General features: G+C 48.8%; 24 protein-coding genes and 1 pseudogene. 16 read left to right on the top strand and 9 right to left on the bottom strand.

Annotated elements, in window-relative coordinates; genetic code table 11:
- Nucleotides 1-71: 71 nt before the first annotated feature.
- From EKM94_RS08435 to EKM94_RS08425, 3 genes and pseudogenes are all read right to left on the bottom strand, one after another.
- Nucleotides 72-1,124: pseudogene (locus EKM94_RS08435) on the bottom strand (IS30 family transposase).
- Between the two features lie 291 nt (nucleotides 1,125-1,415).
- A complete protein-coding gene (locus tag EKM94_RS08430) occupies nucleotides 1,416-2,132 on the bottom strand; it encodes an ABC transporter ATP-binding protein (RefSeq protein WP_101398032.1) in 717 nt (238 codons plus the stop codon).
- Between the two features lie 10 nt (nucleotides 2,133-2,142).
- Nucleotides 2,143-3,213: an ABC transporter permease gene (locus EKM94_RS08425; protein ID WP_125600371.1), complete on the bottom strand. Its 1,071-nt coding sequence runs from the start codon at nucleotides 3,211-3,213 to the stop codon at nucleotides 2,143-2,145.
- Nucleotides 3,214-3,510: 297 nt separating this feature from the next.
- On the opposite strand from EKM94_RS08425, the gene EKM94_RS08420 reads away from it, so the two are divergent.
- Nucleotides 3,511-4,524, top strand: coding sequence for an IS30 family transposase (locus EKM94_RS08420; RefSeq protein ID WP_125600367.1), 1,014 nt, complete (start codon nucleotides 3,511-3,513; stop codon nucleotides 4,522-4,524).
- Between the two features lie 664 nt (nucleotides 4,525-5,188).
- On the opposite strand, the gene EKM94_RS08415 is transcribed toward EKM94_RS08420, so the two are convergent.
- Nucleotides 5,189-5,812, bottom strand: a complete 624-nt coding sequence (locus tag EKM94_RS08415; protein ID WP_125600363.1) for a YczE/YyaS/YitT family protein — start codon at nucleotides 5,810-5,812, stop codon at nucleotides 5,189-5,191.
- 347 nt (nucleotides 5,813-6,159) lie between these two features.
- Here EKM94_RS08415 and EKM94_RS08410 point away from each other — a divergent pair, with 347 nt between their 5' ends.
- The 5 genes from EKM94_RS08410 to EKM94_RS08400 all read left to right on the top strand — a co-directional run bounded on the left by EKM94_RS08410 (nucleotide 6,160) and on the right by EKM94_RS08400 (nucleotide 11,945).
- Nucleotides 6,160-7,158 carry a DUF1002 domain-containing protein gene (locus EKM94_RS08410; protein WP_125600360.1) on the top strand — a complete coding sequence of 333 codons (999 nt, stop codon included), beginning with the start codon at nucleotides 6,160-6,162 and terminating at the stop codon, nucleotides 7,156-7,158.
- Nucleotides 7,159-7,746: 588 nt separating this feature from the next.
- Complete coding sequence (locus EKM94_RS12630; RefSeq protein ID WP_225422195.1) at nucleotides 7,747-7,851, top strand: putative holin-like toxin; 105 nt, start codon at nucleotides 7,747-7,749, stop codon at nucleotides 7,849-7,851.
- 1,888 nt (nucleotides 7,852-9,739) lie between these two features.
- Nucleotides 9,740-9,883: a hypothetical protein gene (locus EKM94_RS12430; protein WP_164511166.1), complete on the top strand. Its 144-nt coding sequence runs from the start codon at nucleotides 9,740-9,742 to the stop codon at nucleotides 9,881-9,883.
- A gap of 1,015 nt (nucleotides 9,884-10,898) precedes the next feature.
- Entirely contained in the window at nucleotides 10,899-11,120 is a 222-nt protein-coding gene (locus EKM94_RS08405) for a cation transporter (protein WP_125600357.1), read from the top strand.
- A gap of 159 nt (nucleotides 11,121-11,279) precedes the next feature.
- The gene (locus tag EKM94_RS08400) at nucleotides 11,280-11,945 is read left to right on the top strand and encodes a Crp/Fnr family transcriptional regulator (RefSeq protein WP_125600354.1); all 666 of its coding nucleotides are present in this window, start codon (nucleotides 11,280-11,282) and stop codon (nucleotides 11,943-11,945) included.
- 251 nt (nucleotides 11,946-12,196) lie between these two features.
- Here EKM94_RS08400 and EKM94_RS08395 read toward each other — a convergent pair whose 3' ends face one another.
- Nucleotides 12,197-12,421, bottom strand: coding sequence for a hypothetical protein (locus EKM94_RS08395; RefSeq protein WP_125600352.1), 225 nt, complete (start codon nucleotides 12,419-12,421; stop codon nucleotides 12,197-12,199).
- 336 nt (nucleotides 12,422-12,757) lie between these two features.
- On the opposite strand from EKM94_RS08395, the gene EKM94_RS12820 reads away from it, so the two are divergent.
- A complete protein-coding gene (locus EKM94_RS12820) occupies nucleotides 12,758-12,892 on the top strand; it encodes a hypothetical protein (RefSeq protein ID WP_263853241.1) in 135 nt (44 codons plus the stop codon).
- 308 nt (nucleotides 12,893-13,200) lie between these two features.
- On the opposite strand, the gene EKM94_RS08390 is transcribed toward EKM94_RS12820, so the two are convergent.
- Nucleotides 13,201-13,389: a hypothetical protein gene (locus tag EKM94_RS08390; protein WP_125600349.1), complete on the bottom strand. Its 189-nt coding sequence runs from the start codon at nucleotides 13,387-13,389 to the stop codon at nucleotides 13,201-13,203.
- Between the two features lie 831 nt (nucleotides 13,390-14,220).
- Between EKM94_RS08390 and EKM94_RS08385 the strand changes: the two genes are divergently transcribed.
- The 3 genes from EKM94_RS08385 (at nucleotide 14,221) to EKM94_RS08375 (ending at nucleotide 18,317) form a co-directional block, all read left to right on the top strand.
- On the top strand, nucleotides 14,221-14,595 hold the full coding sequence (locus tag EKM94_RS08385; protein WP_125600346.1) for a hypothetical protein: 375 nt from the start codon (nucleotides 14,221-14,223) through the stop codon (nucleotides 14,593-14,595).
- Between the two features lie 130 nt (nucleotides 14,596-14,725).
- The gene (locus EKM94_RS08380) at nucleotides 14,726-16,462 is read left to right on the top strand and encodes an ABC transporter ATP-binding protein (RefSeq protein ID WP_125600343.1); all 1,737 of its coding nucleotides are present in this window, start codon (nucleotides 14,726-14,728) and stop codon (nucleotides 16,460-16,462) included.
- On the top strand, nucleotides 16,455-18,317 hold the full coding sequence (locus EKM94_RS08375; protein WP_125600340.1) for an ABC transporter ATP-binding protein: 1,863 nt from the start codon (nucleotides 16,455-16,457) through the stop codon (nucleotides 18,315-18,317). The genes EKM94_RS08380 and EKM94_RS08375 overlap by 8 nt, the downstream gene beginning before the upstream one ends.
- 143 nt (nucleotides 18,318-18,460) lie before the next feature.
- Here the strand turns inward: EKM94_RS08375 and EKM94_RS08370 are convergent, their stop codons facing one another.
- The 3 genes from EKM94_RS08370 to EKM94_RS08360 all read right to left on the bottom strand — a co-directional run bounded on the left by EKM94_RS08370 (nucleotide 18,461) and on the right by EKM94_RS08360 (nucleotide 20,364).
- Entirely contained in the window at nucleotides 18,461-18,721 is a 261-nt protein-coding gene (locus tag EKM94_RS08370; protein ID WP_125600337.1) for a hypothetical protein, read from the bottom strand.
- Nucleotides 18,722-19,115: 394 nt separating this feature from the next.
- Nucleotides 19,116-19,586, bottom strand: a complete 471-nt coding sequence (locus EKM94_RS08365) for a hypothetical protein (protein ID WP_125600334.1) — start codon at nucleotides 19,584-19,586, stop codon at nucleotides 19,116-19,118.
- Between the two features lie 28 nt (nucleotides 19,587-19,614).
- Nucleotides 19,615-20,364, bottom strand: a complete 750-nt coding sequence (locus tag EKM94_RS08360) for a ribonuclease H family protein (RefSeq protein ID WP_125600331.1) — start codon at nucleotides 20,362-20,364, stop codon at nucleotides 19,615-19,617.
- 99 nt (nucleotides 20,365-20,463) lie between these two features.
- Here EKM94_RS08360 and EKM94_RS08355 point away from each other — a divergent pair, with 99 nt between their 5' ends.
- From EKM94_RS08355 to EKM94_RS08335, 6 genes are all read left to right on the top strand, one after another.
- The gene (locus EKM94_RS08355) at nucleotides 20,464-21,387 is read left to right on the top strand and encodes an alpha/beta hydrolase (RefSeq protein WP_125600328.1); all 924 of its coding nucleotides are present in this window, start codon (nucleotides 20,464-20,466) and stop codon (nucleotides 21,385-21,387) included.
- A 185-nt stretch (nucleotides 21,388-21,572) separates the two neighbouring features.
- Entirely contained in the window at nucleotides 21,573-22,187 is a 615-nt protein-coding gene (locus EKM94_RS08350) for a hypothetical protein (RefSeq protein WP_125600325.1), read from the top strand.
- A 370-nt stretch (nucleotides 22,188-22,557) separates the two neighbouring features.
- The gene (locus tag EKM94_RS08345) at nucleotides 22,558-23,256 is read left to right on the top strand and encodes a zinc metallopeptidase (protein WP_379861166.1); all 699 of its coding nucleotides are present in this window, start codon (nucleotides 22,558-22,560) and stop codon (nucleotides 23,254-23,256) included.
- 53 nt (nucleotides 23,257-23,309) lie between these two features.
- On the top strand, nucleotides 23,310-24,779 hold the full coding sequence (gene cls, locus EKM94_RS08340; protein ID WP_125600319.1) for a cardiolipin synthase: 1,470 nt from the start codon (nucleotides 23,310-23,312) through the stop codon (nucleotides 24,777-24,779).
- Nucleotides 24,780-24,847: 68 nt separating this feature from the next.
- Nucleotides 24,848-24,973: a hypothetical protein gene (locus EKM94_RS12815; protein ID WP_263853240.1), complete on the top strand. Its 126-nt coding sequence runs from the start codon at nucleotides 24,848-24,850 to the stop codon at nucleotides 24,971-24,973.
- Nucleotides 24,974-25,250: 277 nt separating this feature from the next.
- Nucleotides 25,251-25,553, top strand: coding sequence for a hypothetical protein (locus tag EKM94_RS08335; RefSeq protein WP_125600316.1), 303 nt, complete (start codon nucleotides 25,251-25,253; stop codon nucleotides 25,551-25,553).
- Nucleotides 25,554-25,581 lie beyond the last annotated feature (28 nt).

The raw sequence follows: 25,581 nt of genomic DNA, 5'->3' as shown, positions 1-25,581 counted from the left end.
CAAGTTAGCCAGTCGTTGAGGACAATCCCAGAACAGGCCGTTATCAAATAGAAGTTGTGGCGCTAGAGAGACTACTGGGCCATGCGGCGAACGCGCCGAGCTTCGGCCTCAAAGTTTTGCTGGGGTGTGCAGTAGCCCTGTTGTTTGCGAGACAACTGATTCAAGCGGTCTTGCGTGGCCTGCACTTGACTAGGGCTAATGTCATCTAGGGACATGCCCTTAGGGAAGTCCTGGCGGATCATCCGGTTATGTGCCTCGTTGGTGCCACGGTCGCAGGACGTGTAAGGATGGGCGTAGAAGATCTCAGTTTCCGTCCCAGCAAAAGCAGTATTTAAGGCGGTGAACTCGGGTCCGTTGTCGGCTGTGATGGTCTTGATGCAAGCTCCTTATTCGCGCTTGATTCCACGCAATGCATAGCTCACAGAGTCTGCATCTCGTCCTTCGATCAAGCGGAGAAGTTGGCAACGGGTCTTGCGCTCAATCAGAGTCAAGATGACGCTCTCCTTGCCATTGCGTTTACCGACAATGGTATCCATCTCCCAGTGACCGAACTGCCTGCGTCGTTCAACGACCTTAGGCCGTTCCTCGATACTGCGGCCAGCCAGGCGCTTAGCCTTGGTGTGGTGCTGGTGAGAGGTCTTCCGCTTAGTCTTCTCCAACAGGTCGATATTTCGAATCTCTAGGCGTTGGTCGTCAATGTACTGATACAAAGTCGAGGCACAAACAAGCTCTTCAGGAGTAAACAGCTTGTGTCGCTTGGCATAGCCGATTGAAGCATCCGGCGACCATTTGTCCTGCTTAGCTCGCTGTACGTACCAGGCTAAGAAGACCTGTACGCTGGCGAACTTGTCAGGACGATGGCAGCTCAAGCGTGCAGTCTCGTAACGTGCCTGAGCAGCCTCTGTCAGGTATTGTCGATGGTAGACGCGCTTGCCATTACTCTTCTTGACCTGATCTACTGTACCTCGCTTGATTTCATTATTAATGGTCTGCGGGCAGACGCCAATTTCAGCAGCAATCCAACGATTGGACTTCCCAGCTTGGCGGAATCCGGCCACTTTTCCGCGCTCGAGTGATGTTAAGTGCTGACCTTTTTGGCGGTGTGTGCTATCCTGTTTCTGCATCAAGACAATATCCTCTTCCATTGTTTGTGTAGGAACTTCAATGATACAGGATATCTGTTCTTGATGTTTTTTATTGTCCAAAAAATTTTGAGACAGTGGCTAACTTGATTCTAAAATGCGCGTTTTAAATTAACTAGCACAACGGGTTTTACTATATACACAGAATCAACACACCGAATAGATGAGTGGTTAAATCAATAAAAAACTATCCACGACACTGATTTGCTTAATCCAACAATTCTAGTTTGGAAAGTTATCTGTCGTGCATAGTTTTTATTTTTTCTAATTTTTCTAATTTTCATTGTCTTCTTCACGGGCATATTTTTGCTTTATTTTTTCCGCATCTTTTTCAACCATCAGCCCATCTCTAATTTCAATAATCCGGTCACAGTACTGAACCAAGCGAATATCGTGTGTCACCATGATGATCGCTTTGTTTTTTTCCTTTGATTCTTTAGCCAAAATTTCTACAACTTCAAAAGCTCGTTCTGAGTCCAAGCTAGCGGTTGGTTCATCTGCCAAAATAATTGTAGGATCATTATATAACGCACGTGCAATCGCCACACGCTGACGTTCTCCGCCTGACAATTCCTCTGGATATTTTTTTACCAACTTAGAAACTCCTAGTTGATTAAATAATTTATCTTTCGATAAGTGCTGTTCCTTGCTACTAATTTTATCGACCAATTTCAGCTGATTTTCGACACTTAAAAACGGAATCAAATTTGAAGCTTGCAAGATAAAGCCAATTTTTTTAAACCTCAACTTGGCCCGCGTTTTTTCTTTTTCTTCACTAAAGTTTTCACCGTTGATTTTAACTTGACCCTCAGTAGGTGACTGTAGTCCCCCTGCAAGCGTAAGAAAGGTACTTTTTCCTGAACCAGAAGGGCCAATTATTGCGACAAATTCGCCTTTTTCAACTTTGAAATTTGTTGTTTTTAATGCTTCGATTGTTGTGTCGCCGTCTTTGAACTGTTTTTTAACATCAATGAATTCTATTGCGCTCACACTATCACTCCTAACCTATCGCCTTTAGAGGATCGATCTTTACAATCGTCCTAACTGAGAATAACGCACCTGAAACTGCGAACAATAGCATCAAAATACTAACACCTATCAAAAATAAGTAATTATTTTGATACGGAACCGCGGCTGGCAATAGAAAAGATGTCAAAATACTTGTTAAAGCACCTATTACAACACCCACAAAAGCCAATAAGAATGTTTGAACAATGACAGATTTAGCAATGTAGCCGCTCGAAATTCCTTGTGCCTTCATGACGCCAAATATTTTTTGCTTTTGCATGGTCAAGACATACACAAAAATACCAATAACAATTGCCGCAATAACAATAAGAAACCCAATCATAAAGCCAAAAGTAAGTACTTGTGCACTGTACCCTGGTAAATCATTGATGAAATTGCCCACTGAAATTTTTTCTAAATCATCAGGATATGCGGCAAGAGGTCCCCTAATCACAATGCCGTTGATTCGCGCATTCTCACTCGTATCCTCTTTTTCAAAGCGAATTTCTTGAAACGCGTTAATGCTCGTGTATAACACTGGTGAAACGCTAAATTTTGCATTTTCTGTAAAACCAACTACTGTGAGCTTTTTTTCATTCCCCGAAAGCGAAAGCTCATCACCTATTTTAATGCCGTATTGCTCCTTCACACTACTATCAGCAACCACTTCATCATTTGAAGCAAACATCTTTCCCTCAACTATTTTAGGTGCTAAGAAGCTGTCTGCCTCAATCCCCAAAAAACTAACGTCAATTTTTTCATTATCTTCTGAAGAATTGTCAACGATTACGCCAGGTGTTTGTGCAAGTAAGGCTTTATTTTTGGCATCTACATTGTCTAATTCCTTTCTGGCAATCATTGACATATTTAAATTTGAATTGGCTTCTTTACTCAATAAAATCGTATCTGCCTGCCATTTATCAATAGCTGTTCGATTGTCTTGTGCAAGTCCATAAGCAAGTCCTGTCAAGAAAAACACCAAATAGGCGATTAAGAACATTACGCCCATTACCAAGCTATATCTTAATTTAGCATGTTTTATTTCATTCCAAGCTAAAAACATATTGTCACCTCTACTAAAAAATGTTTATTTATATACGCTTAATAACATAACCACAACCCGTTGTGCTAGTGAATGCTGAACTAGGCTGCCGTAAATGACGAATCCCCAGTAACTTTGTAGTTAATTTGATACAACTTTGACGCCTTGGTAATAAGGTTCTTATGTCAAGATTTCGGCGCGCATTTTAGAATCAAGTTAGCCACTGTCTCAAAATTTTTTGGAAAATAAAAAACATCAAGAACAGATATCCTGTATCATTGAAGTTCCAACACAAACAATGAAAGAGGTATTGTCCTGATGCATGAACAGGATATCACACGTCGTCAACCAGGTCATCATTTGTCTCAAATGGAACGCGGTAGAATTGCAGAACTTTACGCCACCGGCACCTCCAAACGCGAAATTGCTGCCAAAATTGGCGTCTGCCATCAAACCATCAATAATGAGATTGACCGAGGGACTGTCAAGCAGGCTAAGCGCATTAATGGCATTAATGGCAAACTAATCTATCATACGGAATATAGTCCTGAAGCTGCTCAGACGCGCTATGAGACCGCACGTCTGAATTGTCATAGGCCGGATAAAATCGCCGCTACAAGCCACTTCCTGGCCTGGTATGTTAATCAGGCCAAGACTGAACACTGGTCGCCTGATGCAGCCGTTGGCGCCGCACGGCGAGCCAAGCTATTCACCCCTGAGGAGATGGTGTGCACAACCACTTTATATCGCTACATCGATGATCAACGCTTAGAAATTCGAAACATCGATCTCGTGGAGAAGGCAAATCGGCGGACCAAGCAACACAAGAGCACTAAGCATAAGCGCCTAGCCGGCCGCAGTATTGAGAAGCGTCCTAAGGCTGTCGAACGCCGCAAGCAGTTCGGACATTGGGAGATGGATACCGTTGTCGGGAAACGCAATGGCCGTGAGAGCGTCATCCTTAGCCTGATTGAGCGGAAGACTCGTTGCCAACTTCTCCGACTGATCGACGGCCGAGACTCGGACTCTGTGGAGTTTGCGTTACGAGAAATCAAGCTTGAGTGGGGTGACTGTCTGCGCACGATTACCGCAGACAATGGCCCGGAGTTCTCGACTCTGAATAAGGCCTTTGAGGATACAGATACAGACATCTTCTACGCGCATTCATACACCTCATGCGATCGCGGCTCCAACAAGGCCCACAATCGCATGATTAGACGTGACTACCCAAAAGGCGAGTCGCTGGATGATGTTAGTCCCAGCCAGGTGCTGGCTACCCAAGACCGTCTTAACGGGCTTCCCCGGAGAAAGCTAGACTACCGTAGCCCCTAGGAGTGTTTTGAGACCGAAGTGCGCCGGACTCGGCGTTCAGCACAACACGTAAGCTAAACAATGAACCACTCATAAGATAACAGACTGTTCTTGGGAGTGTCTCAACACCCCGGCTAACTTGTTCTTGCAATTTTGGGAATTCTTTTTTCCCCGCTTCGTTCATCAGTAAGCTCCTCTATTATGGTGCTATTTTGACGATAGACATCGTCGGTCGTGTAGTCCCTTGTCCAAGTATATCAATTATAAATTAGGAACTCAATGAACTGCCCAACATAGACTGCACAAAAATAGACTGCCTCCAGATAGATACATGTATCGCTTTTTTCGTAGATTTGAGTTAAACAAAAAAATCCCCGCCAACTCAGCCCTCAATCGGCCCAAACTTGGCGGGGATTTTGGCGGGGAACGTAACAATTCCCCCGCCAATCATATCCTTTGCATCTCCCGAAAGCGCCGTTAAATCAACATTCCGGGTTCAATTTACATGTACCTTTTATTCCCCAATAATAAACTCAACTGTATTATAACACGGGACTTATTCTAGTCAAGGTGAATTTTTTACCAATTTTGCCAGCCCTTTACCCGAAGCTGGGAACCACTTGCTGACACTGGTTATCTCTCCATTTTTCATGAAAAAATCTTTTTTTGTTGGTCGTTCCCCCCGTCATTCGCCATCCTTCACAACCACACCGCCGCGTCGTTGCTTCGCGGTGATGATTTGGCGCCAGAGGCCGATGACTTGGCCGACGAGCAGCGCGCTGAGAATGGTGCCGTAGCCGTAGTTGGCGCCCATCAGGATGCCGAGAATAATGAAGATCACGTCCATGGCGATGCGAGTCCAGCGCACGGGCCAGTGTAGCCGGGTGCTGCCGAACATCATCAGGCCTTCCAACGCGCCGTAGCCCAGCCGCCCATACATGTAGATCGCCGAGCCCGATCCGAGGAAGAAGATGCCCAGTAAACTGAGGATCAGGCTGGGCCAGTTTTGAGCGGTGATGAAGGCGTTAAAGCCAGTCAACAAGTCCACGGTCAGTCCGACGCAGGTGGCGTTGATCACACTGCCAACGCCTAACAGCCGCCGATCCAGGAAGAACAGCACGATCAACATGATCACGTTGAACGCGACGATCAGATTGCCCAAGGACCAAGGAATGAAGGTTTGCACGCCAGCCAGAAAGGTACTGAGCGGATCGATGCCGACCCCAGAATCCACCAACAAGGCGATGCCCAACCCAATCATAAAAGTCCCCACCACCGTGATCACCAAGCGCCGTAACATTTTCATCATCCCACTGACCCTTCCTGAAGCGTACCAATTATTAAAGCGGTTACATTGTATTTATTTTAACACATTGTTCCGACGATTTCGCTGGAAAACAGGCTGGCGGCCAAATAATTTATTTTTCTCAGTGGCGAGCGAGTTATTTAGGCTGCTGGACCGCCCGTTATTTAAGCCGCTGGATCACTCGTTGCTTAAGCTGCTGGCCCGCTCGTCGCTAGAAGCCGCGCCCGGTCTCCGTCGCAGGACTGATTTTGCTTAAGGGATGGTTAAGATGAGCGGGAATGATTGGGCGAGCCGCGGCGGGCTTGGTATAATGGAGCTAGCAATTATTAAATGAAAAACGAGGTTCGATCATGAAATCATTCTTGAAGAAAATCATCGCAACCATGGGCTTGACGCTCTTAGTCGGCGCGGCAGTCGGCTTCAGTCACGCCAACCACCAAACCGTGCTGGCGGCGGACGGCAGCAGTAGCGCCACTTGGACGGAACCGGTCCTGACTCTGGGCACCTCACTGACCGCGGCGCAAAAGCAAGGCACGATTGACACCTTGACCGCCAAAATCAGCGGCAACTATCAAACGATCACCGTTAACGGCGCGACTTTGGTCAAGTATCTCAATCCTTCTGGTTCAACTTTTACCACCAGTTCTGGCGTTTGGTCCAGCGCCCTGATCGAGAAAACGGCGACCGGAACCGGGATCAATGTGCAGATCCTCAATTATAATGGGCGCAACAACATCACGACCATCACCGCCGACCAGTACAAAAACGCGGCCTTGACCGCCGGCGTGACTGACGCGAATATTTACGTCACCTCCGCGACCCCGATCGACGGTTCAGGCGCACTGGCCGGTGTTTACGCCGCTTACGCTTCCACCGGCAACACGCTCAATCAAAGCCAAGTGACCGCCGCTCAGGAAGAAATGTCCACCCTCAGCGACATCAACAGTGCCAATAAAGATAAAGACGGTTACTCCGACGCCCAACTGAACAACGCCGTCGCCGCCGCCAAGAAAGAGATGGCCGAGAAAGGCAGCAACATTTCCACCGGCGACATCACCACCATCGTCAATAATCAGCTGACCAACAACGGCATCATCAACATCATCACCGACAATCAAAAGACCCAGATCATCAACATGTTGGTCAAGATCCGCGATTCGGGCGCCCTTGATTCGGCCGGTTTCAAGGAACAAGCCAGCAAACTGATCAGCAACATCCAGACTAACGCCAAATCGATTTTCAACAAATTAGACACCGAAGAAAACCGCAATTTCCTCCAGAAAATCGGTGACCAACTAGGCAAATTCTTCCAAAGCCTCTGGCAAACCATCAGCGGCTGGTTCAAGTAATTCAAGGCCAAAGTGCTGAAGCGGCAATTTGAGTCGCTTCATGATTCGACGATCAAACGACCCAGCAATTTGAGAGTTCACTGATTCGACGATCCACGGATTTAGCGATGCAACGATTTAACGAACAGACGGTAACGAAATTGGGCTTCAAAAAAAACCGATCGTCATCTGGCCAAGTAGCGCCGATGACGATCGGTTTTTTTGTTGAAGAATTATTGGCATGGTGGATATTGTGGTAAAAAAATAACCGCGTCCAACTTCTGACCAAGTTGCGGTTATCTAAGTAACATTCAGTCACCGTGTTTTCACGGTCCTGGGGAGCAGTCTTTGTCGCGACTGCTCTTTCGATGTCTTCATTATGGCAGATGAACCCAAATTCGCAACTTAGAGAAATCACAAAAATTTATCAGCGTCTTCTTGAACGAACAGCCAAAATCGTAAATCTGTCTGTTCCTTTTCTTTCCATTAGCTGATAGACTAGGTGTCACAGGGTAAGTTGATGCGGTGACTAATCTGATTCGAAAGGTTGTGGTCTTATGGCCAATACGATCATTCTTAGGTCGTAAATCTGGAGAAAGGAGTAGTCTGATGTCCGTCAAGGATGTCATCGTCTTGTTGTTCATGGCCGGAACTTTTGTTGTTCAGGTTGTTCAACTCGCGATTGATCTGATTAAATTAGGTCAAAAAAAATAACCGCGTTCAACCTATGATAGTATCGCGGTTATTTAAGCAATAACCAAGTCACCGTGTTTTCACGGCCCTGGGGAGCAGTCGTTGTAGCGACTGCTCTTTTTATATCTTCATTATAGCAGATGAACCCAAATTCGCAACTTAGAGAAATCACAAAAAAACACGCAACTTCTTGAACGAACAGCCAAAATCGCAAATCTGTCTGTTCCTTTTCCGCATATTAGCTGATAGACTAGATATTACAGGGTAAGTTGATGCGGTGACTAATCTGATTCGAAAGGTTGTGGTCTTATGGCCAATACGATCATTTCTAGGTCGTAAATCTGGAGAAAGGAGTAGTCTGATGTCCGTCAAGGATGTCATCGTCTTGTTGTTCATGGCTGGAACGTTCGTCGTTCAGGCCGTTCAGCTCGCGATTGATCTGATTAAATTAGGTCAAAAAAAATAACCGCGTCCAACTTCTGACCAAGTTGCGGTTATTTAAGTAACAACCAGTCACCGTGTTTTCACGACCCTGGGGAGCAGTCGTTGTCGCGACTGCTCTTTTTATATCTTCATTATAGCAGATGAATCCAAATTCGCAACTTAGAGAAATCACGAAAAACCACCAATATCTCATCGAACGAACAGAAAAAATCGTAAATCTGGAGAAAGGAGTAGTCTGATGTCCGTTAAGGATGTCATCGTCTTGTTGTTCATGGCCGGAACTTTTGTTGTTCAGGCTGTCCAACTCGCGATTGATCTAGTCAAATTAGGTCAAAAAAAATAACCACTCAACTTTTGACAGAGTTATGGTTATTTTTTAACTAAAATAATCAGTCACCGTGTTTTCACGGCCCTGGGGAGCAGTCGGTCCAACGACTGCTCTTTTTATATCTCCATTATAGCAGATGAACCCAAATTCGCAACTTAGAAAAATTACGAAAAACCACCAACAGTCTCACCCACCGCACCAGACAAAATCGCAAAACTGTCTGTTCCTTTTCTACATATTAACTGATAGACTAGGTGTCACAGGGTAAGTTGATGCGGTGACTAATCTGATTCGAAAGGTTGTGGTCCTATGACCAATACGATCATTTCTAGGTCGTAAATCTGGAGAAAGGAGTAGTCTGATGTCCGTTAAGGATGTCATCGTCTTGTTGTTCATGGCCGGAACGTTCGTCGTTCAGGCCGTTCAGCTCGCGATTGATCTAGTCAAATTAGGTCAAAAAAAATAACCGCGTCTAACTTCTGACAAGTCGTGGTTATTTTTGTAAAAAATAATCAGTCACCGTGATTTCACGGCCCTGGGGGAGCAGTCGGACCAACGACTGCTCTTTTTATATCTTCATTATAGCAGATGAACCCAAATCTGCAACTTAGAGAAATCACACAAAAACACGCAACATTTCATCGAACGAACAGAGAAAATCTCAAATCTGTCTGTTTCTTTTCCACATACTAACTGATAGACTAGGTGTCACAGGGTAAGTTGATGCGGTGACTAATCTGATTCGAAAGGTTGTGGTCTTATGGCCAATACGATCATTCTTAGGTCGTAAATCTGGAGAAAGGAGTAGTCTGATGTCCGTCAAGGATGTCATCGTCTTGTTGTTCATGGCCGGAACGTTCGTCGTTCAGGCCGTTCAGCTCGCGATTGATCTAGTCAAATTAGGTCAAAAAAAATAACCGCATCCAAACTTTTGACAAAGTTGCGGTTATTTTGAACAAATAATCAGTCACCGTGTTTTCACGGCCCTGGGGAGCAGTCGTTGGCGCGACTGCTCTTTTTATATCTTCATTATAGCAGATGAACCCAAATTCGCAACTTAGAGAAATCACAAAAAAACACGCAACATTTCATCGAACGAACAGAGAGAATCGTAAATCTGGAGAAAGGAGTAGTCTGATGTCCGTTAAGGATGTCATCGTCTTGTTGTTCATGGTCGGAACTTTTGTTGTTCAGGCCGTTCAGCTCGCGATTGATCTGATTAAATTAGGTCAAAAAAATAACCGCGTCCAACTTCTGACCAAGTTGCGGTTATTTAAGTAACAACCAGTCACCGTGTTTTCACGGCCCTAGAGAGCAGTCGTTGGCGCGACTGCCCTTTTTACATCCTCATTATAACAGAAAGGCCCAAATTCGCAACTTAGAGAAAGCACAAAAACCGACATCCCACCGCACGAACAGACAAAATTGTAAATCTGTCTGTTCCTTTTCTATCCATTAGCTGATAGACTAGGTGTCACAGGGTAAGTTGATGCGGTGGCTAATCTGATTCGAAAGGTTGTGGTCCTATGACCAATACGATCATTTCTGGGTCGTAAATCTGGAGAAAGGAGTAGTCTGATGTCCATCAAGGATGTCATCGTCTTGTTGTTCATGGCGGGAACGTTCGTCGTTCAGGCCGTTCAACTCGCGATTGATCTGATTAAATTAGGTCAAAAAAAATAACCGCGTCCAACTTCTGACCAAGTCGCGGTTATTTTGCAACAAAATAATCAGTCACCGTGTTTTCACGGCCCTGGAGAGCAGTCGGTCCAACGACTGCTCTTTTTACATCTTCATTATAACAGATGAACCCAAATTCGCAACTTAGAGAAATCACAAAAAAACACGCAACATTTCATCGAACGAACAGAAAAAATCGTAAATCTGGAGAAAGGAGTAGTCTGATGTCCGTTAAGGATGTCATCGTCTTGTTGTTCATGGCTGGAATTTTTGTTGTTCAGGCCGTTCAGCTCGCGATTGATCTGATTAAATTAGGTCAAAAAAAATAACCGCGTCCAACTCTTGACAGTATCGCGGTTATTTTAAACAAATAATCAAGTCACCGTGTTTTCACGGAGCTGGGGAGCAGTCGAACCAACGACTGCTCTTTTTATATCTTCATTATAACAGAAAGACCCAAATTCGCAATTCCGAAAAAAGCGAGGGATTGGGGTTAATTTTCCGTATTAACACCGTCATCCCCGCCCCTGATTTCCGGTGGAAACTTGATCGAGATCAATTATTTACCGATTCGCTTGATGTAGACTAGAATAGTAGTGGAAAGTAGGCAATCAGAATGGCGAAATTAACAATTACATTGGAACCGCTGGCCTGTCCAGCTTGTTTCGAGCATATTCAAGCACAACTGGAAGAGCAGTCCGGCGTTGGCGAGGTCGGCGCCCTTTTCGAAAAGAACGAACTGGAGCTCCAGTTCAACACGCAGACCACGACGGCGGCCAAATTGGCGCAGGTGGTCACCGATCTCGGTTATAATATTGCCAGTACCAAAATCGACTGAGCGAAAAGCTCCATATAACAAACAACAAACAACAAACAACAAACAACCACGCGGCTTCGTTTTTGGATCAAAGCTTGCGATGCTCAGCCGAGAGAGCCAAAATCAAGTCGCACGAAGCGTTTTATCCAACGCTAAATTATCAGTGAGGTGACACCGTCAATGACAGAACACGTTTGCGCGGAGATCGTGCCGATTTTTACCCAGCTAGACCATGAGGAATTGGTGCGGGTTTCGGCGTTGGTCAAGCATCATCATCTAACCAAGGGCGAGATCGCGCTGGGGCCGAACACGCCCAAACAGCTGGTGATCCTGGCCCAAGGCGCGGCCAAGGTCTACCAACTGGCCGCCAATGGCAAGGAACAATTATTGCGGGTCCTAGAGGCTGGCGATTTCGAAGGTGAGAAGAACCTGTTTGGGATCACCAATCAGGATCTGTACGTTGAGACGTTGAAAAACGCCAATTTTTGCGTACTGCAAGCGCAAGATTTCCAGCCTCTTTTGGAGCGTTATCCCAGTATCGCTTGGAAACTATTACAAAGCAACGCCAATAAAATCGACGCGTTGGAGCGGCAAAATCAGTTATTGAACCATGATTTGATCGAGCAACGGCTAGCGACTTATTTATTGGATCTGGCGAAGGTTGATGAGACAGAACAGGTCACGTTGCCAATGAAATTGAAGGAGTTGGCCAGTTTCTTGGGCACAACGCCGGAGACGATCTCTCGTAAGTTCAAGATTTTTGAGGACGAGCAGTTATTGCGGCGGCAGGGCAAAACTGTCAACTTGCTGGATGTGGACGGGTTGGCCGCTGTGCGTGATGCCTAACGCTTTTTACCTTGCGTGATGTTGATTTACTTCTCCAAAGTAGGTTGGTCGCAGCTTGCGCTACGCATGGTGTTGGTGGTTGGCAGATATGGTGGTGCTCCAGGTCGGGCTGGGGGTGGTGGAACGCTGCGGGCACGACTTGAAGCTTTTCGGAAAATCGCCGAAAATCTTCAAGCTCGGCCTTATTGTAGGCGATAAATCGCCAACAATAATATCGCGGCTGACTCACCCCCAGCCCGACCTTCCGCCAACTAGTAAACAGCCCACCAACGCCACGCTTCGCTCCAGCAGCTCAACATTTTAACAGCCGTTTGAGCACACACGCCGACTGGCCAGCTATGGTCAATTGATGGGGATTCCCGCAATTGACGGCCGTGGTTAGTGGTTACAAGCTTTAAATTGGTGACATCAGTACAGTCTGCCTGATGAACTCGGACAAAATTTTGGCGAATCAACTGAATATCGGTAAGTTTCAACCAATGGATTGTTAAAAAAGTGAGTAGAGATGTTCAGCCTCGCAAAGTGTCCCGACCTCCTAATCCTAATCAGTTGGTATTGTCATACCACCCCAAAAAGGCAATTTTTTGACCACCACACTTGCAAACCCACTTCGTCAAATCCTTCACTTCGATTGCAGATAACCGCAATTCTGTTCAGCAACCGGCTGGGACTGCGCGGCTCTATCCAGAGTGAGAGCCGACCTTGTCAGCTTCTGAGCATTAGCCTAGCAACTATTTTGGAGGCTGGTTTGTGCCTCCGGAATAGTTGCGTAGCTAAGCGGAAGAAGCTAGGTCGGCGAACACGTTTCAGTGGTGAAATTGTCCTTGGCGGCTTTGCCGCTTAGGACAAGGCTCGATTTGAAGACAAGCCGCGCACTTTGCGGATTGGCTCCAAACGACGCCCACCACGTTCGAAACAGAGTGCGAACCGACCCGGGTAGCTCCTGAGCATTAGCCTAGCAACTATTTTGGAGGCCGGTTTGTGCCTCCGGAATAGTTGCGTAGCTAAGCGCAGGGAGCTGGGTCGGTGAGCACGTTTCCAGTCCGCAACAGCAGTCCCAGCCGGTTGCGCTCACGCGCAACACCCTACTCTTCTGTAATCAAGCGCAGGTTCAAGAATAGAACTCGCAATTCATGCACACTCGCGGCAGCAAACTAAAACGCAAAGGCAAAATGGAAAGTTCAATTCCATTTACCTTTGCGTTATTTATATCCTCTGATTACTTGGGACAATTTAACGACCAGCGGGCATCGTTTTATTTTTCTCGAATGAACAATTCGACAACAAAAGTGATGCCGCCGATGACCGCGGCCACACCGAAGCTGGATAAAACTTTGCCGACCACGGTTCCGTTGGTGAGCCAGAACCAAACCAAGCCCGATACAAACCACAGCGTGAAAACAATCAATCCCACCACAAAATCCGCGCCGATGCGCTTAGCCATTACTTTCGTCCACCTTTCCCTTGCCTGCCCGATACCGCACCGATCAGCTAGCTGTTTCCGGCGGCAACGAAGCCGCGCCGGTTGATCGGTTCGCCGATCATGATTATCGTATCACATTATCTCCTGCCGCGAAACGGACCTTGCCCACAAAATTTCGCGATCAACCTATCTCAGTCAACCCATTGGCTCGCGCTGATCCGGCCTTTCCAGCCACCTGTCCCTCGGTTCCTCAGGTAAATTTCGAACCTGGCTCATCTTATTTCGTGCTCAAGGGTCAGCTCCCGGTTCCCGCAAGTGATTCTGATTCGACGATTTACCGCTCGCCTTCAATTCGCCACGCTTTGTCGCTGTCAATCTGCCAATCGCTCTCATTTTATGCCTTTTTTGCGAAAACCCCTCATAAATATTCACAAAAGATTACCATTTAACCAGTTGAATTGCGTTAAGATAAATAAGGGGTATCTCACGCTATTTTGTAAAGTGGTGGGCGTTGTTTGAAATTGATTTAGGCGTTGGGTTCTTATTCTGAACCTGCGCTTGACTGTAGATCTGGCGGGTTTGGTGGGGACGCAACCGCCTCAGGACGTTTGTCGTGGCTGGAACGCGGTGGGCGTCGTTTGAAGCCAATCTGCAATCGAAGCGGAGGATTTGACGAAGCGCTTTTGCGAGCTAGAGGTCAAACAATTGCCCGCTTTTGAGGTGGTACAGCAATACCAACGGATTTGGATTAGGCGGTCGGGACATTTTGCGTAGGCTGACCATCTCTGCTCGTTCCCTTAACAATTCATGGATGAAAACCGACCGATTCAGTTGATTCACTGAGAACTTGCCTTGGTTCAGCTGACAGACTGTACTGGTGTCACCAATTTGAAGCTTGTAACCACTAACCACGGCCGTCAATTGCGTGGCTCCCCATCATTCGACCATAGCTTGCTAGTCGGCGTGAGTGCTCAAACGGCTGTTATAACGTTGAGCGGCTGGAGCGGAGAAATTCGGGGTGAGATCGCCGTGAAATTGTCCTTAGTGGCTCTGCCACTTAGGACAAGGCCTGATTTTGAGACAAGCCGCGTACTTTGCGGATTGGCTCAAAACAGCGCCCACAGCGAGCTCACCCCGAATTTCGCAGCGCAAGCTGCGGCCAACATTGAAACGTGTTCGCCGACCTGGAGCCCCACCACATCTGCCATCCACCAACGCCACGCGTAGCGCTAGCCGCAGCCAACCTGTCAGCGCTTCACACTTTTTGTAAGCAAAACATAGGCATTCTCCCGCGTTTTAGCGTATGATGGGTAGTATCGGTATTTTTTATTTTACAATTACATAGGAGGTTGATATCTTGCTGAAAACACTCTCGCGCTCGATCCGCCAGTATAAGGGCTTGACGATTTTGTCGCCGATTCTAGTGGCGGTGGAAGTTGCCGTAGAAACGTTTATTCCCTTTCTAATGGGTAATATCATTGATGATGGGATCCAAAAAAGTGACATGAGTTACATTACCAAATATGGTCTGATCTTGTTGGCCATGGCGATCTTCTCGCTGATCTGTGGGGCGGCGGCTAGTTGGGTCGCGCCGCACGCGGCCGCTGGTTACGCGACCAATCTGCGCCACGATCTGTTCTATCATATTCAAGATTTCTCGTTCGCCAATATCGATCATTTCTCCGGGTCCAGTTTAGTGACGCGGCTGACCACCGATATTTCCAACGTCCAAATGGGTTATCAGATGATGATCCGGATGACGGTTCGGGCGCCGCTGTTGTTCCTGTTCTCCATTATGATGGCCTTTCGCGTCAATAGTCAATTGGCGCTGGTTTTCGTGGTGATGATCCCGATCCTGGCAATTTTCTTAGTGCTGATCTTGCACGCGGCTCGGCCGTTGTTCCGGGTCGTCTTCCGGCGTTATGACACTTTGAACCGAGTCGTCCGGGAAAATATCCGCGGCGTGCAGGTGGTCAAGACTTACGTGCGCGCTGACGAAGAAAGCGATAAATTCAAGCGCGCGTCGAAAGGCATCGCCGATGTCTTCACCAAAGCGCAACGGATCATGTCGTTGAACGGCCCGGCGATGATGCTGATCTTGAACCTGTCTTTACTGCTCTTATCTTGGTTCGGCGCGAAATTGATCGTTGGCGGGTCCTTACAAACCGGCGAACTGGTCAGTATGTACGCTTATTCTAATTCGATTTTGTTCAGCTTAAATATGTTGGCCATGGTCTTCACCCAATTATCCATCGCCCAAGCCAGTGGCGAGCGGATCACGGCGGTGTTGCAAGACCGGCCGACGATCAACGACCCTAAGGATCCGATAAAGTCGGTGGCCAATGGGGCGATCGAGTTCCAACATGTTAATTTCACTTTCAACGATTCACCCCGGGAGATCTTGCAGGACATCAATTTGCAGATCAAGTCCGGTGAAGTCATCGGGATCATTGGCGAAACCGGCGCTGGTAAAAGTAGCCTGGTTCAGTTGATCCCCCGGCTTTACGATGTGTCCCACGGGCGTTTGCGGATCGGCGGGCATAACGTGCGCCACTATGATCTGCGCACACTGCGGGATAATGTGGCGATGGTGTTACAAAACAACGTGCTTTTCTCCGGCACGATCGCCGAGAACTTGCGCTGGGGTAATGAAGACGCGAGCGATGAGGAATTGATCGCCGCGGCCAAAATCGCCCAAGCGGATGGCTTCATCAATGAATTCCCAGATGGTTACCAAACCCACATCGAACAAGGTGGGAGCAACGTTTCCGGTGGTCAGTTACAACGTTTGACCATTGCCCGGGCGCTGTTGAAGAAGCCGAAGATCTTGATTCTCGACGATTCGACCTCCGCCGTTGACACCACCACGGAGCGGATGATCCGCGAGGGTCTAGCCGAAGACCTACCTGACACCACTAAAATCATTATTTCCCAACGGATCGTCTCGATCAAAGACGCCGATCAGATCATCGTCATGGACCGCGGCCAGATCCAAGCTGTCGGTACTCATGATGAACTGGTCAAGAGCAACGCCTTGTACCGCGACATCTATCAATACCAAGAAAAGAAAGCAGGTGATGAAGCTAATGGCTAAAGTTAAACAGAAGAAAGAACCTTTTCGTAAAGATACCTTGAAACGGTTGTTGAAATATATTGTCCAAACTTACCCGGCACCTTTCATCATCGCCATGGTCGCCATTATCATCTCCGCGGCGGCGACGGTTTACGGCTCGCTTTTCTTACAACGGTTGATCGATGATTATATCGTGCCGTTGACGCAACAAGCCTACCCTAATTTCACGCCGCTGTTCCGGGCGATCGTGATCATGGGCGCCATTTACCTCTTGGGCGTGATCGCCACCTTCATTACCACGCAAACCATGGCCGTTTTGGGCCAGCGTTTACAGAAGAAGATCCGGGACGATATGTTCGATCACATGCAGTCCTTGCCGATCATTTACTTCGACCAAAACGATTACGGCGATATCATGAGCCGTTACACCAACGATGTGGATACCTTGATGCAAATGATCTCCCAAAGTATCCCCCAATTCGTTAACTCGGCGTTCAATCTGATCTTCGTGCTTTTCGGGATGTTGGTCTTAAGCCCGCTGTTGACCCTGATCACCTTGGCGATCTTCGGGTTGAGTATCGGCGTGGTCCGCTATTTGACCAGCCGTTCCGGTTATTATTTCAAGGAACAACAGAAGCAATTAGGGATCGTTAACGGTTATGTGGAGGAAGTGCTCAACGGCTTGAAAGTCGTTAAAGTTTTCTCCCACGAACCCCAGATCAAAGAAGAATTTGACGTTTATAACGACGAATATCGCGTCGACGCTGCCCGGGCCAACTCGTTTGCGGTCATGCTGTTCCCGATCATGGGGAACATTGGTAACGCCTTGTACGTCTTGATCGCGATTTTCGGCGGGATGATCGCCATCAACCATTGGGCGCCGCTGACTTTAGGCGCGATCGCGGCTTTCTTGCAGTTGAGTAAGTCCTTCAGCCAACCGATCTCCCAGATCTCCCAACAATTGAACTCGATCGTCTTGGCGTTGGCTGGGGCGGAGCGGATTTTCCAACTGGAAGACAGTCCGGTAGAAGTCGATGACGGCCAGGTCACCTTGAAACAGGATCTGACCGACACAGCCGCCGGTTCGCGCCGCTGGTTCTGGGAAGTTCCCAACGCGGACGGCACGATCAAGGAAGTTCCCGTGCTGGGGCGGATCGTTTTTGACCATGTTAATTTCGGTTACCTTCCGGGCAAAACCGTCCTCCACGACATCAATGTTACCGTGGAACCAGGCGAGAAAGTCGCCTTGGTCGGGGAAACCGGCGCGGGTAAAACCACCTTCAGTAGTATGTTGAACCGCTTCTACGAAATCGATTCCGGCACGATCACCTATGATGGCATCGACATCAAGCAGATCAAAAAAGCAGATCTGCGGCACTCGATGGCGATCGTTTTACAGGCCACCAACCTCTTCAGCACCACGATCCGTGAAAATATCCGCTTTGGGCGGTTGAACGCCACCGATAGCGAAGTCGAAGCGGCCGGCGAGTTGGCCCAGGCCGACGAGTTCATCGACGATCTGCCGCGGGGCTACGATACTCCGATCGACGGTGATGGTTCGGATCTGTCTCAAGGGCAACGGCAATTATTGTCGATCGCCCGGGCCAGCGTGGCGGACACGCCGCTGATGATTTTGGATGAAGCGACCTCCAGTATCGATACGCGGACTGAGCGGCAGGTTCAGGCGGGGATGGATAACTTGATGGCGGGGCGGACGACCTTTGTGATCGCCCACCGGTTGTCGACGATCGCCAACTCTGATCTGATCTTGGTGCTTGATCATGGGCGGATCATCGAGCATGGCAATCACGATGAACTGATGGCCTTGCAGGGTTACTACTACGAACTCTACACTGGTAAAAAAGACTTGGATTAATTGCCCCATTTCAAAAGCAGCTAACGTGGATTTGCGCGTTAGCTGCTTTTTCATTTGTTGTGCGGTTGAGATTGTCTGACCTGATTGAAAGTAGGTTGGCCGCAGCTTGCGCTGCGAAATTCGGGGTGAGCTCGCTGTGGGCGTCACTTTGAGCTTTTCGGAAGGGCGCCGAAAATCTCAAAGCTGAGCCTTGGCCTAAGCGGCAGAGCCGCTAAGGCCAATTTCACGGCGATCTCACCCCGAATTTCTCCGCTCCAGCCGCTCAACGTTTTAACAGCCGTTTGAGCACTCACGCCAATTGTCAAGCTATGGCAAATTGATACGGAACCACGCAATTGACGGCCGTGGTTAGTGGTCACAATCCTTGAATTGGTGACACCAGTACAGTCGGTCAGATGAACCAAGGCAAGTTCTCAGTGAATCAACTGAATCGGTCGATCTCCACCCGTGGGTTGTTAAGAAAGCAGGTAAAGATATTCAGTCTACGCAAAGTGTCCCAACCTTCTAATCCAAATTCGTTGGCATTGCCGTACCACTAAAAAAAGTGTGATGGTTTTGACCACCACACTTGCAAAAGCACTTCGTCAGATACCCAGCTTCAATTGCAGATAAGCTCGATTCTGCCTAGCAACCGCCTCAGGGCGTGTGGCTCAGCGGTGAGATTATTCTTAGCGATTTATCGCTTAGAATAAGGATCGATTTGAAGACAAGCCGCTGGGCTTGCGGATTGGCTTCAAACGATGCCCACCACGTTCAAAACAGAGTGTGAACCGACCCAGTTAGCTCCTGAGCATTAGCCTAGCAATTGTTTTGGAAGCTGCATTTTGCTTCCGAAACAATTGCTAGGCTAAGCGCAGGGAGCTGGGTCGGTGAGCACGTTTCCAGCCACGACAAACGTCCTGAGGCGGTTGCGTCCCCACCAAACCCATCACACCTGCAATTAGGCGAAAGATTAAGAACGGCATCTCGGCTTCCAGAATTAGTTGACATTGCCCTACCACCCAAAAAGTGGACAATTGTTTGACCTCTAGCTCGCAAAAGCACTTCGTCAGATACCCAACTTCGATTGCAGATAGGCTCAATTCTGCCTAGCAACCGGCTGGGACTGCGCGGCTCAGTGGTGAAATTGTCCTTGGCGGCTTTGCCGCTTAGGACAAGGCTCGATTTGAAGACAAGCCGCGCACTTTGCGGATTGGCTTCAAACGATGCCCACCACGTTCCAGTCCGCAACAGCAGTCCCAGCCGGTTGCGCTCACGCGCAACACCCACCCAAACCCGCAATCAAGCGCAAAACCAGTTACATTTCATCCATAGTTTTGTTCAAGAGCTCGTCAACGAAAATGTTGCCGGAATTGGTCGCGTGACCCTTGGCCCATTGAAAGTTCAGCTGACTAAAGTAGGTCAACAAGTGATCGATTTGTTGCCAAGCCTCCAAATTGGCAATGACTTTGCCTGTGGATTTACGCCAGTCGCGCTGGCGCCAATTGTTCAACCAACCTTTGCGGATCGGATCGAGCACATAGTGAGAATCGCTGGTGATCTGGATGGCGTTGCCTTGCAGATTTTCGGCTTGTAATTTCTCTAAAGCGTTGATCAGGGCCAGAAGTTCCATGCGGTTATTGGTGGCGCCAGTTTCGCCAGCGCTGCCGCTGAATTGTTGACCATCGGGAAGGATGATCAAGTAGGCCCAGGCGGCCAGGTCGTCACTTTTGACGTGCTGGCCCAGTTTATTGCCGGTGTTGCGGGAGCCGCCATCCGTGAAGACTTGGATGATATTCGGGTCTTGGACATCCAAATCCAGATGGAGCGGTCGGCGGTCGGGTTGCGTACTACTTTTGGCGGTCGAAGGCGTTGACTGGGTGGCGCTCGTGGCGGCGGTCGCTGGTTTGTCCGCTTCGATGGTCAACCAAGCTGCGGCCGCTTCCTTCGTGTCGAAGCTCTTGTAGCGGGCGTTGGAGAAGCCGAAAACTTCACCTTTGACCACTTCCCAATCGGTATAAATACCAGGCCGGCGCCCTCTTAATACTGCATAATAATTGCGAGCCATAAAAATTCCTCCATTTAAAGTTATGATAAAGTTGTTAATTTTCCTATTGATCAATATAATGTTACTAGAGAAGTAAGCTGTAGAATGGGTGGATAGTTTTTGAAAACGAATAAAAACACGACTAAAGCTTGGGCGCATTTTGCTTGTGGGGTCGCGACGGGCTTGGTCGGCGTAGGAGTTGCGCTGGGGCAACGGCGGCGGCTCAAGAGTCGCTATCAAACGGAACAATATGCAAAGGCGCAACAGCCGGGTCACGGCTTAACGGCGCAAGATCGCGCGCGGACAGATCAGGTGCCGACAATTTATGTTCACGGTTTTCGCGGCGGTGATTATACCACCAACAAAATGGTGCTCAGCGCGCAAAACGCCACCGACGCGGATACTTATTTGAAGGTGATCGTTGATTGGCGCGGTGACTTGACTTATGAGGGACATTGGTCAACAGACCCCTACCCGCTGATCCAGATCGTCTTCAAGGATAAGTGGATGCCGGTTTTGCAAATCGTGAACTGGCTAAATCTGGTTTTGCCAAAACTTAAGGCCCAGTTTGGCTTTTCCGAATATAATGCGGTGGGGCACTCGATCGGCGCCACGGCTTTGGTGCGGGTAGAAATGCGGAATTACGACAACGCCGCGTTCCCCAAGCTCAACAAGTTGGTGCTGGTGGCCGGTGTGTTCGATGGCGTGGTGGCGCTAGGTGACTGGCCCAATGTCAATCGCTTGAACCACGAAGGTCGCCCGGTGATCATGAATCCCCATTACTTGCAACTGTTATTGGGGCGCCACCGGTTTCCCGCCAATGTTAGCGTGCTGAATATTTACGGCAATATTGGTGACACCAGCAATACCGATAAATATATCAGCGTGATTTCGGCCAAGTCGATTCGTTACATCCTCGCGCCCATCGCCAAGACCTTCAAAGAAGTCGAGGTTTTCGGCAAAGACGCGGAACATTCCAAGTTACATGACGACGAGCGGGTGTTGGCAGTGATCAATCGCTTTCTATTCAATCATAACCATTAAGTTCAACGACGAGTCGCGGACAACTCCTAGGGAAGTCCTAGACTCGTTTGTCATTTCAAGCGCGCACCTACTTCTGCCCCGCCGCGAATCTGCCCCAATAATTGGGATTCAGTACCGGCCGGGAAATGTGCACGGATTAATTATCTCACAACCTTTTTAAATTTCAATCGTTAAAGGAAGCAAACATGACCAAATTTGAAAAATATCATCCCATTTTGACCGACCACTACACTTTGGACTGGTTGACCAACTCGCCGCTGAAAAACAGCCACGCCTTGCTCCAACAATTACCGCAATTGGCCGCGCAAACCAGTGACTATGCCCACACCGCCCAATTCATTCAAGGTCAAATGTTGGCGATCATGAAAAACCAACGTCTGCTGTGGGGAATCACGCAGCGAAGCACCGGCGCATTGGTGGGCGTGGCGCGGATCCTTCCCCGCCAGTTGTCCACGACAACCACTCAAACAGGCGCGCAGGCTTCAGCACCAACGACGGCCCAAGCGCTCACTGCCAGCCCCACTGCTACCGAAAAGACAGCGGAAGTACCGCCAGCGCTGGGGGCCAGTTTGGCGGTTTGGCCCAGTACGGCGTTAGTTCCCGCACAACAAGCGGCGCTATTTCTAGAGATCACCCGTCATTTGACCGCGTTTATTTTCGTCGAACTGGGCGGGGAATTGATTGACATGGCGGCGTCTAATCTAACGGCGGCGCAACAAACCAGTTTACGCACGCTGGGCTATCAGGTGACTCCCGGTGGCAGTTGGCAGATCCAACGCCAAGTCAAATGGCAAGCCTGAACCCTCACGACTTAACGGCGCCGGCAACCAACAGATGTTCGCTTTTTCCTCAGACTTAAGCACCAAAGTCACCGTTAACGCTAGTTTTTCCAGGCGGGCGTGGTAGAATGGTGACAAGCGCTTAGTGACAAATAGTCACGCGAATTCGACTTAACGGCGCCAGCGCCAGTTTGCGCGAAGTCAGCGCGTTTGAATGATGTCGGTTTTCAGTGATTCTGGTTCGGATTGATGCGGGTTCTGAACGATTCTGGTTCCGAATGATTTTGGCGCGAATGATTCTGCTTTGAATCAATCAAGGCGACTTAATCTGGTGCAAATTTTCCTCGCGTGCATTGCTTTTTCCTCGTGTGCATTGCTTTTCAATGAAAGGATGAGTGTGATGTTCTTCTTCGACCCAACTTATATTTTCGTGATTGTTGGCCTGATCATTACCGGGATCGCTTCGGCGCGGGTCAACAGTACTTTCCGCAAGTTCGACCAAGTTCATAGTCAAAATAATCTGACCGGTGCTGAGGCAGCGGCGCAGATCTTGGCCGCCTCGGGGATCACCGACGTGACGATCCAAGAGGTGCAAGGGCATCTGACCGACAATTATAATTCTGGTAATCGCACGCTGAGCCTGTCACAGGCAACCTATAATTCCACGTCGGTGGCGGCGATCGGCGTGGCTGCCCATGAAGTCGGGCACGCGTTGCAACATCATCAGAATTATGTGCCGCTGCGGATCCGCACAGGGATTTTCCCATTGGTCAATTTGGGCTCGACCATCTCCTTGCCCCTAATTATTATTGGGGTGTTATTCAGCTGGAACCAAACTCTGATCAACATTGGTATTTGGGCCTTCGCCTTGGTGCTGATCTTCCAACTGGTGACCTTGCCAGTGGAATTCAACGCGTCAGCTCGGGCTTTGAAAATTTTGAGCAGCGATGGGTTGTTGACCAGCGATGAAGTGCCGATGGTTCGCCAAGTGTTGACAGCGGCGGCAATGACCTACGTCGCGGCGGTGCTGTCCAGCTTGCTGCAATTGTTGCGGCTGGTCCTGCTTTTCGGCGGGCGCGATCGGGATTGAGCGCCGCAAACTGGGGTTAGAACAGGAAAACTGGGGTCAATTAGGGGAGTATTATGAATTTACGGATTGTTTTATTGATTATTATTGCGCTGTTGCTGATCAACACCGCGGGTGCGATCATTACCGTGTTTCACCGCCCGCGGAGTATTCCGGCGACGCTGGCTTGGCTGTTGGTCTTGGTGTTACTGCCGGGACTAGGCTTTTTGATCTACGCTTTTCTCGGGCGGGGCATCGCGCGGGAGAACATCTTCGCCCTGAATCACCAGGACCATATCGGGTTGGCCCACTTGAAGGACCTGATCGTCCACGACCTCCCCGCCAAAAATGACCACTCGGACCAAGCGGACACCACCAAACAGGCGGCAGGCTTGATCGAGTATTTCGACCGCGCCGAAGATTCACCGGTGACCCACCACAACAATGTCAAAATTTTCACCGATGGGGCGGCCAAATTCGCCGCTGTTTTCAAGGACATCGAAGCGGCGCAACGCTTTATCCATGTGGAATATTATTCGTTTTACAACGATCAAATCGGCAATGACTTCCTCGATCTACTGATCCGCAAGGCCCGGCAAGGCTTGGAAGTTCGTTTGATCTATGATCCTTGGGGCTCGCCGGGCACTAGTCGCAAATGGTTCAAGCCGTTGCGCGACGCTGGCGGCGAAGTGGTGCCGTTCATCACCTCCCGCGACTTGATCCGCAAGACGCGACTGAACTATCACTTGCACCGCAAAGTCGTGGTGATCGACGGCCAAGTCGGCTGGACAGGTGGCTTCAACGTCGGTGATCAATACCTAGGCCGCAGTAAAAAGTTTGGCTACTGGCGGGATACCCACGTCCGCATCGTCGGCACCAGCGTGTTGGCGTTGCAGGAGCGCTTTATCATGGATTGGAACGCCTCGATCGAACATTATCACCAGCGCATCTGGTTCCGCGAAGAATACTTCCCGCAAACGATCGCCTTGGCTCAGGGCCACACCCCGATCCAAATCGTTTCCGACGGTCCCGATACCGAAGAAGATATCCTTAAAGGCGGCATGATGAAAATGTTGCTGACGGCGAAGAAATCCGTTTGGATCCAGACACCTTACCTGGTCCCCGACGATTCAATGATCAGCGCCCTTTCCGTTGCCGCTCGTTCCGGCATCGACGTCCGCGTCATGGTCCCCTGCATGCCGGACCATCCCTTTATTTATCGGGCCACTCAGTATTACGCCAACCTTTTGACCACGTTTGGCGTGAAGATCTACATCTACACCAACGGCTTTCTCCATGCCAAGACGGCGGTGGTGGACGATCAATATTGCTTCATCGGCTCAATGAATCAGGACTACCGCAGTTATTCACTGAATTTCGAATGTAACGCCTACATTTACGACGCGCAAGTGAGTCAACAGCTCAGCGCGATTTTCCGCGATGATATGAAAAAAGCCTACTTGTTGACGCCGGAGATCATTGGGCGGCAATCGCATTGGTTGCGGTTCAAGCAGTATTTCTCCCGGTTGTTGTCACCGATTTTGTAAAATAGTGTTTGCTTGATTGCGGGTGTAGTGGGTTTGGATGTGGACGCAACCGCCTCAGGACGTTTGTCGTGGCTGGAACGCGGTGGGCATCGTTTGAAGCCAATCCGCAAGCCCGGCGGCTTGTCTTCAAATCGAGCCTTATTCTAAGCGATAAATCGCTAAGAATAATCTCACCGCTGAGCCACACGTCCTGAGGCGGTTGCTAGGCAGAATTGTGCCTATCTGCAATCAAGGCGAAGGATTTGACGAAGTGCTTTTGCAAGTGTGGTGGTCAAAACCATCACACTTTTTTTAGTGGTACGGTAATATCAACAGATTTAGATTAGGCGGTCGGGATAATTTTGCGTAAGCTGAACATCTCTGCTTGTTTCCTCAACAATTCATGGAGGGAAACCGACCGATTCGGTTGATTCACTGAGAACTAGGGCTGTTCATCAGACAGACTGTACTGGTGTCACCAATTTAAAGCTGGTGAACACTAACCACGGTCGTCAATTACGTGGATCCTCATCAACCGGCCATAGCTTGCCAGTTGGCGTGAGTGCTCAAACGTCTGCTATAACGTTGAGCGGCTGGAGCGGAGAAATTCGGGGTGAGATCGCCGTGAAATTGGTCTTAGTGGCTTTGCCACTTAGACCAAGGCTCAGCTTTGAGATTCGCGGGTTTTGCGAAGCTCAAAGTGATGCCCACAGCGAGCTCACCCCGAATTTCGCAGCGCAAGCTGCGGACATCATATTATACTTGCAACAAAAAAGGCGATGGAAAACCGACTGATTCAGTTGATTCACTGAGAAATAGCCCG

It is taken from the genome of Lapidilactobacillus achengensis, from assembly GCF_003946655.1.
Taxonomy (GTDB): domain Bacteria; phylum Bacillota; class Bacilli; order Lactobacillales; family Lactobacillaceae; genus Lapidilactobacillus; species Lapidilactobacillus achengensis.
Note: the sequence above shows the minus strand (reverse complement) of the source record. Positions and strands in the feature narration are given on the sequence as shown.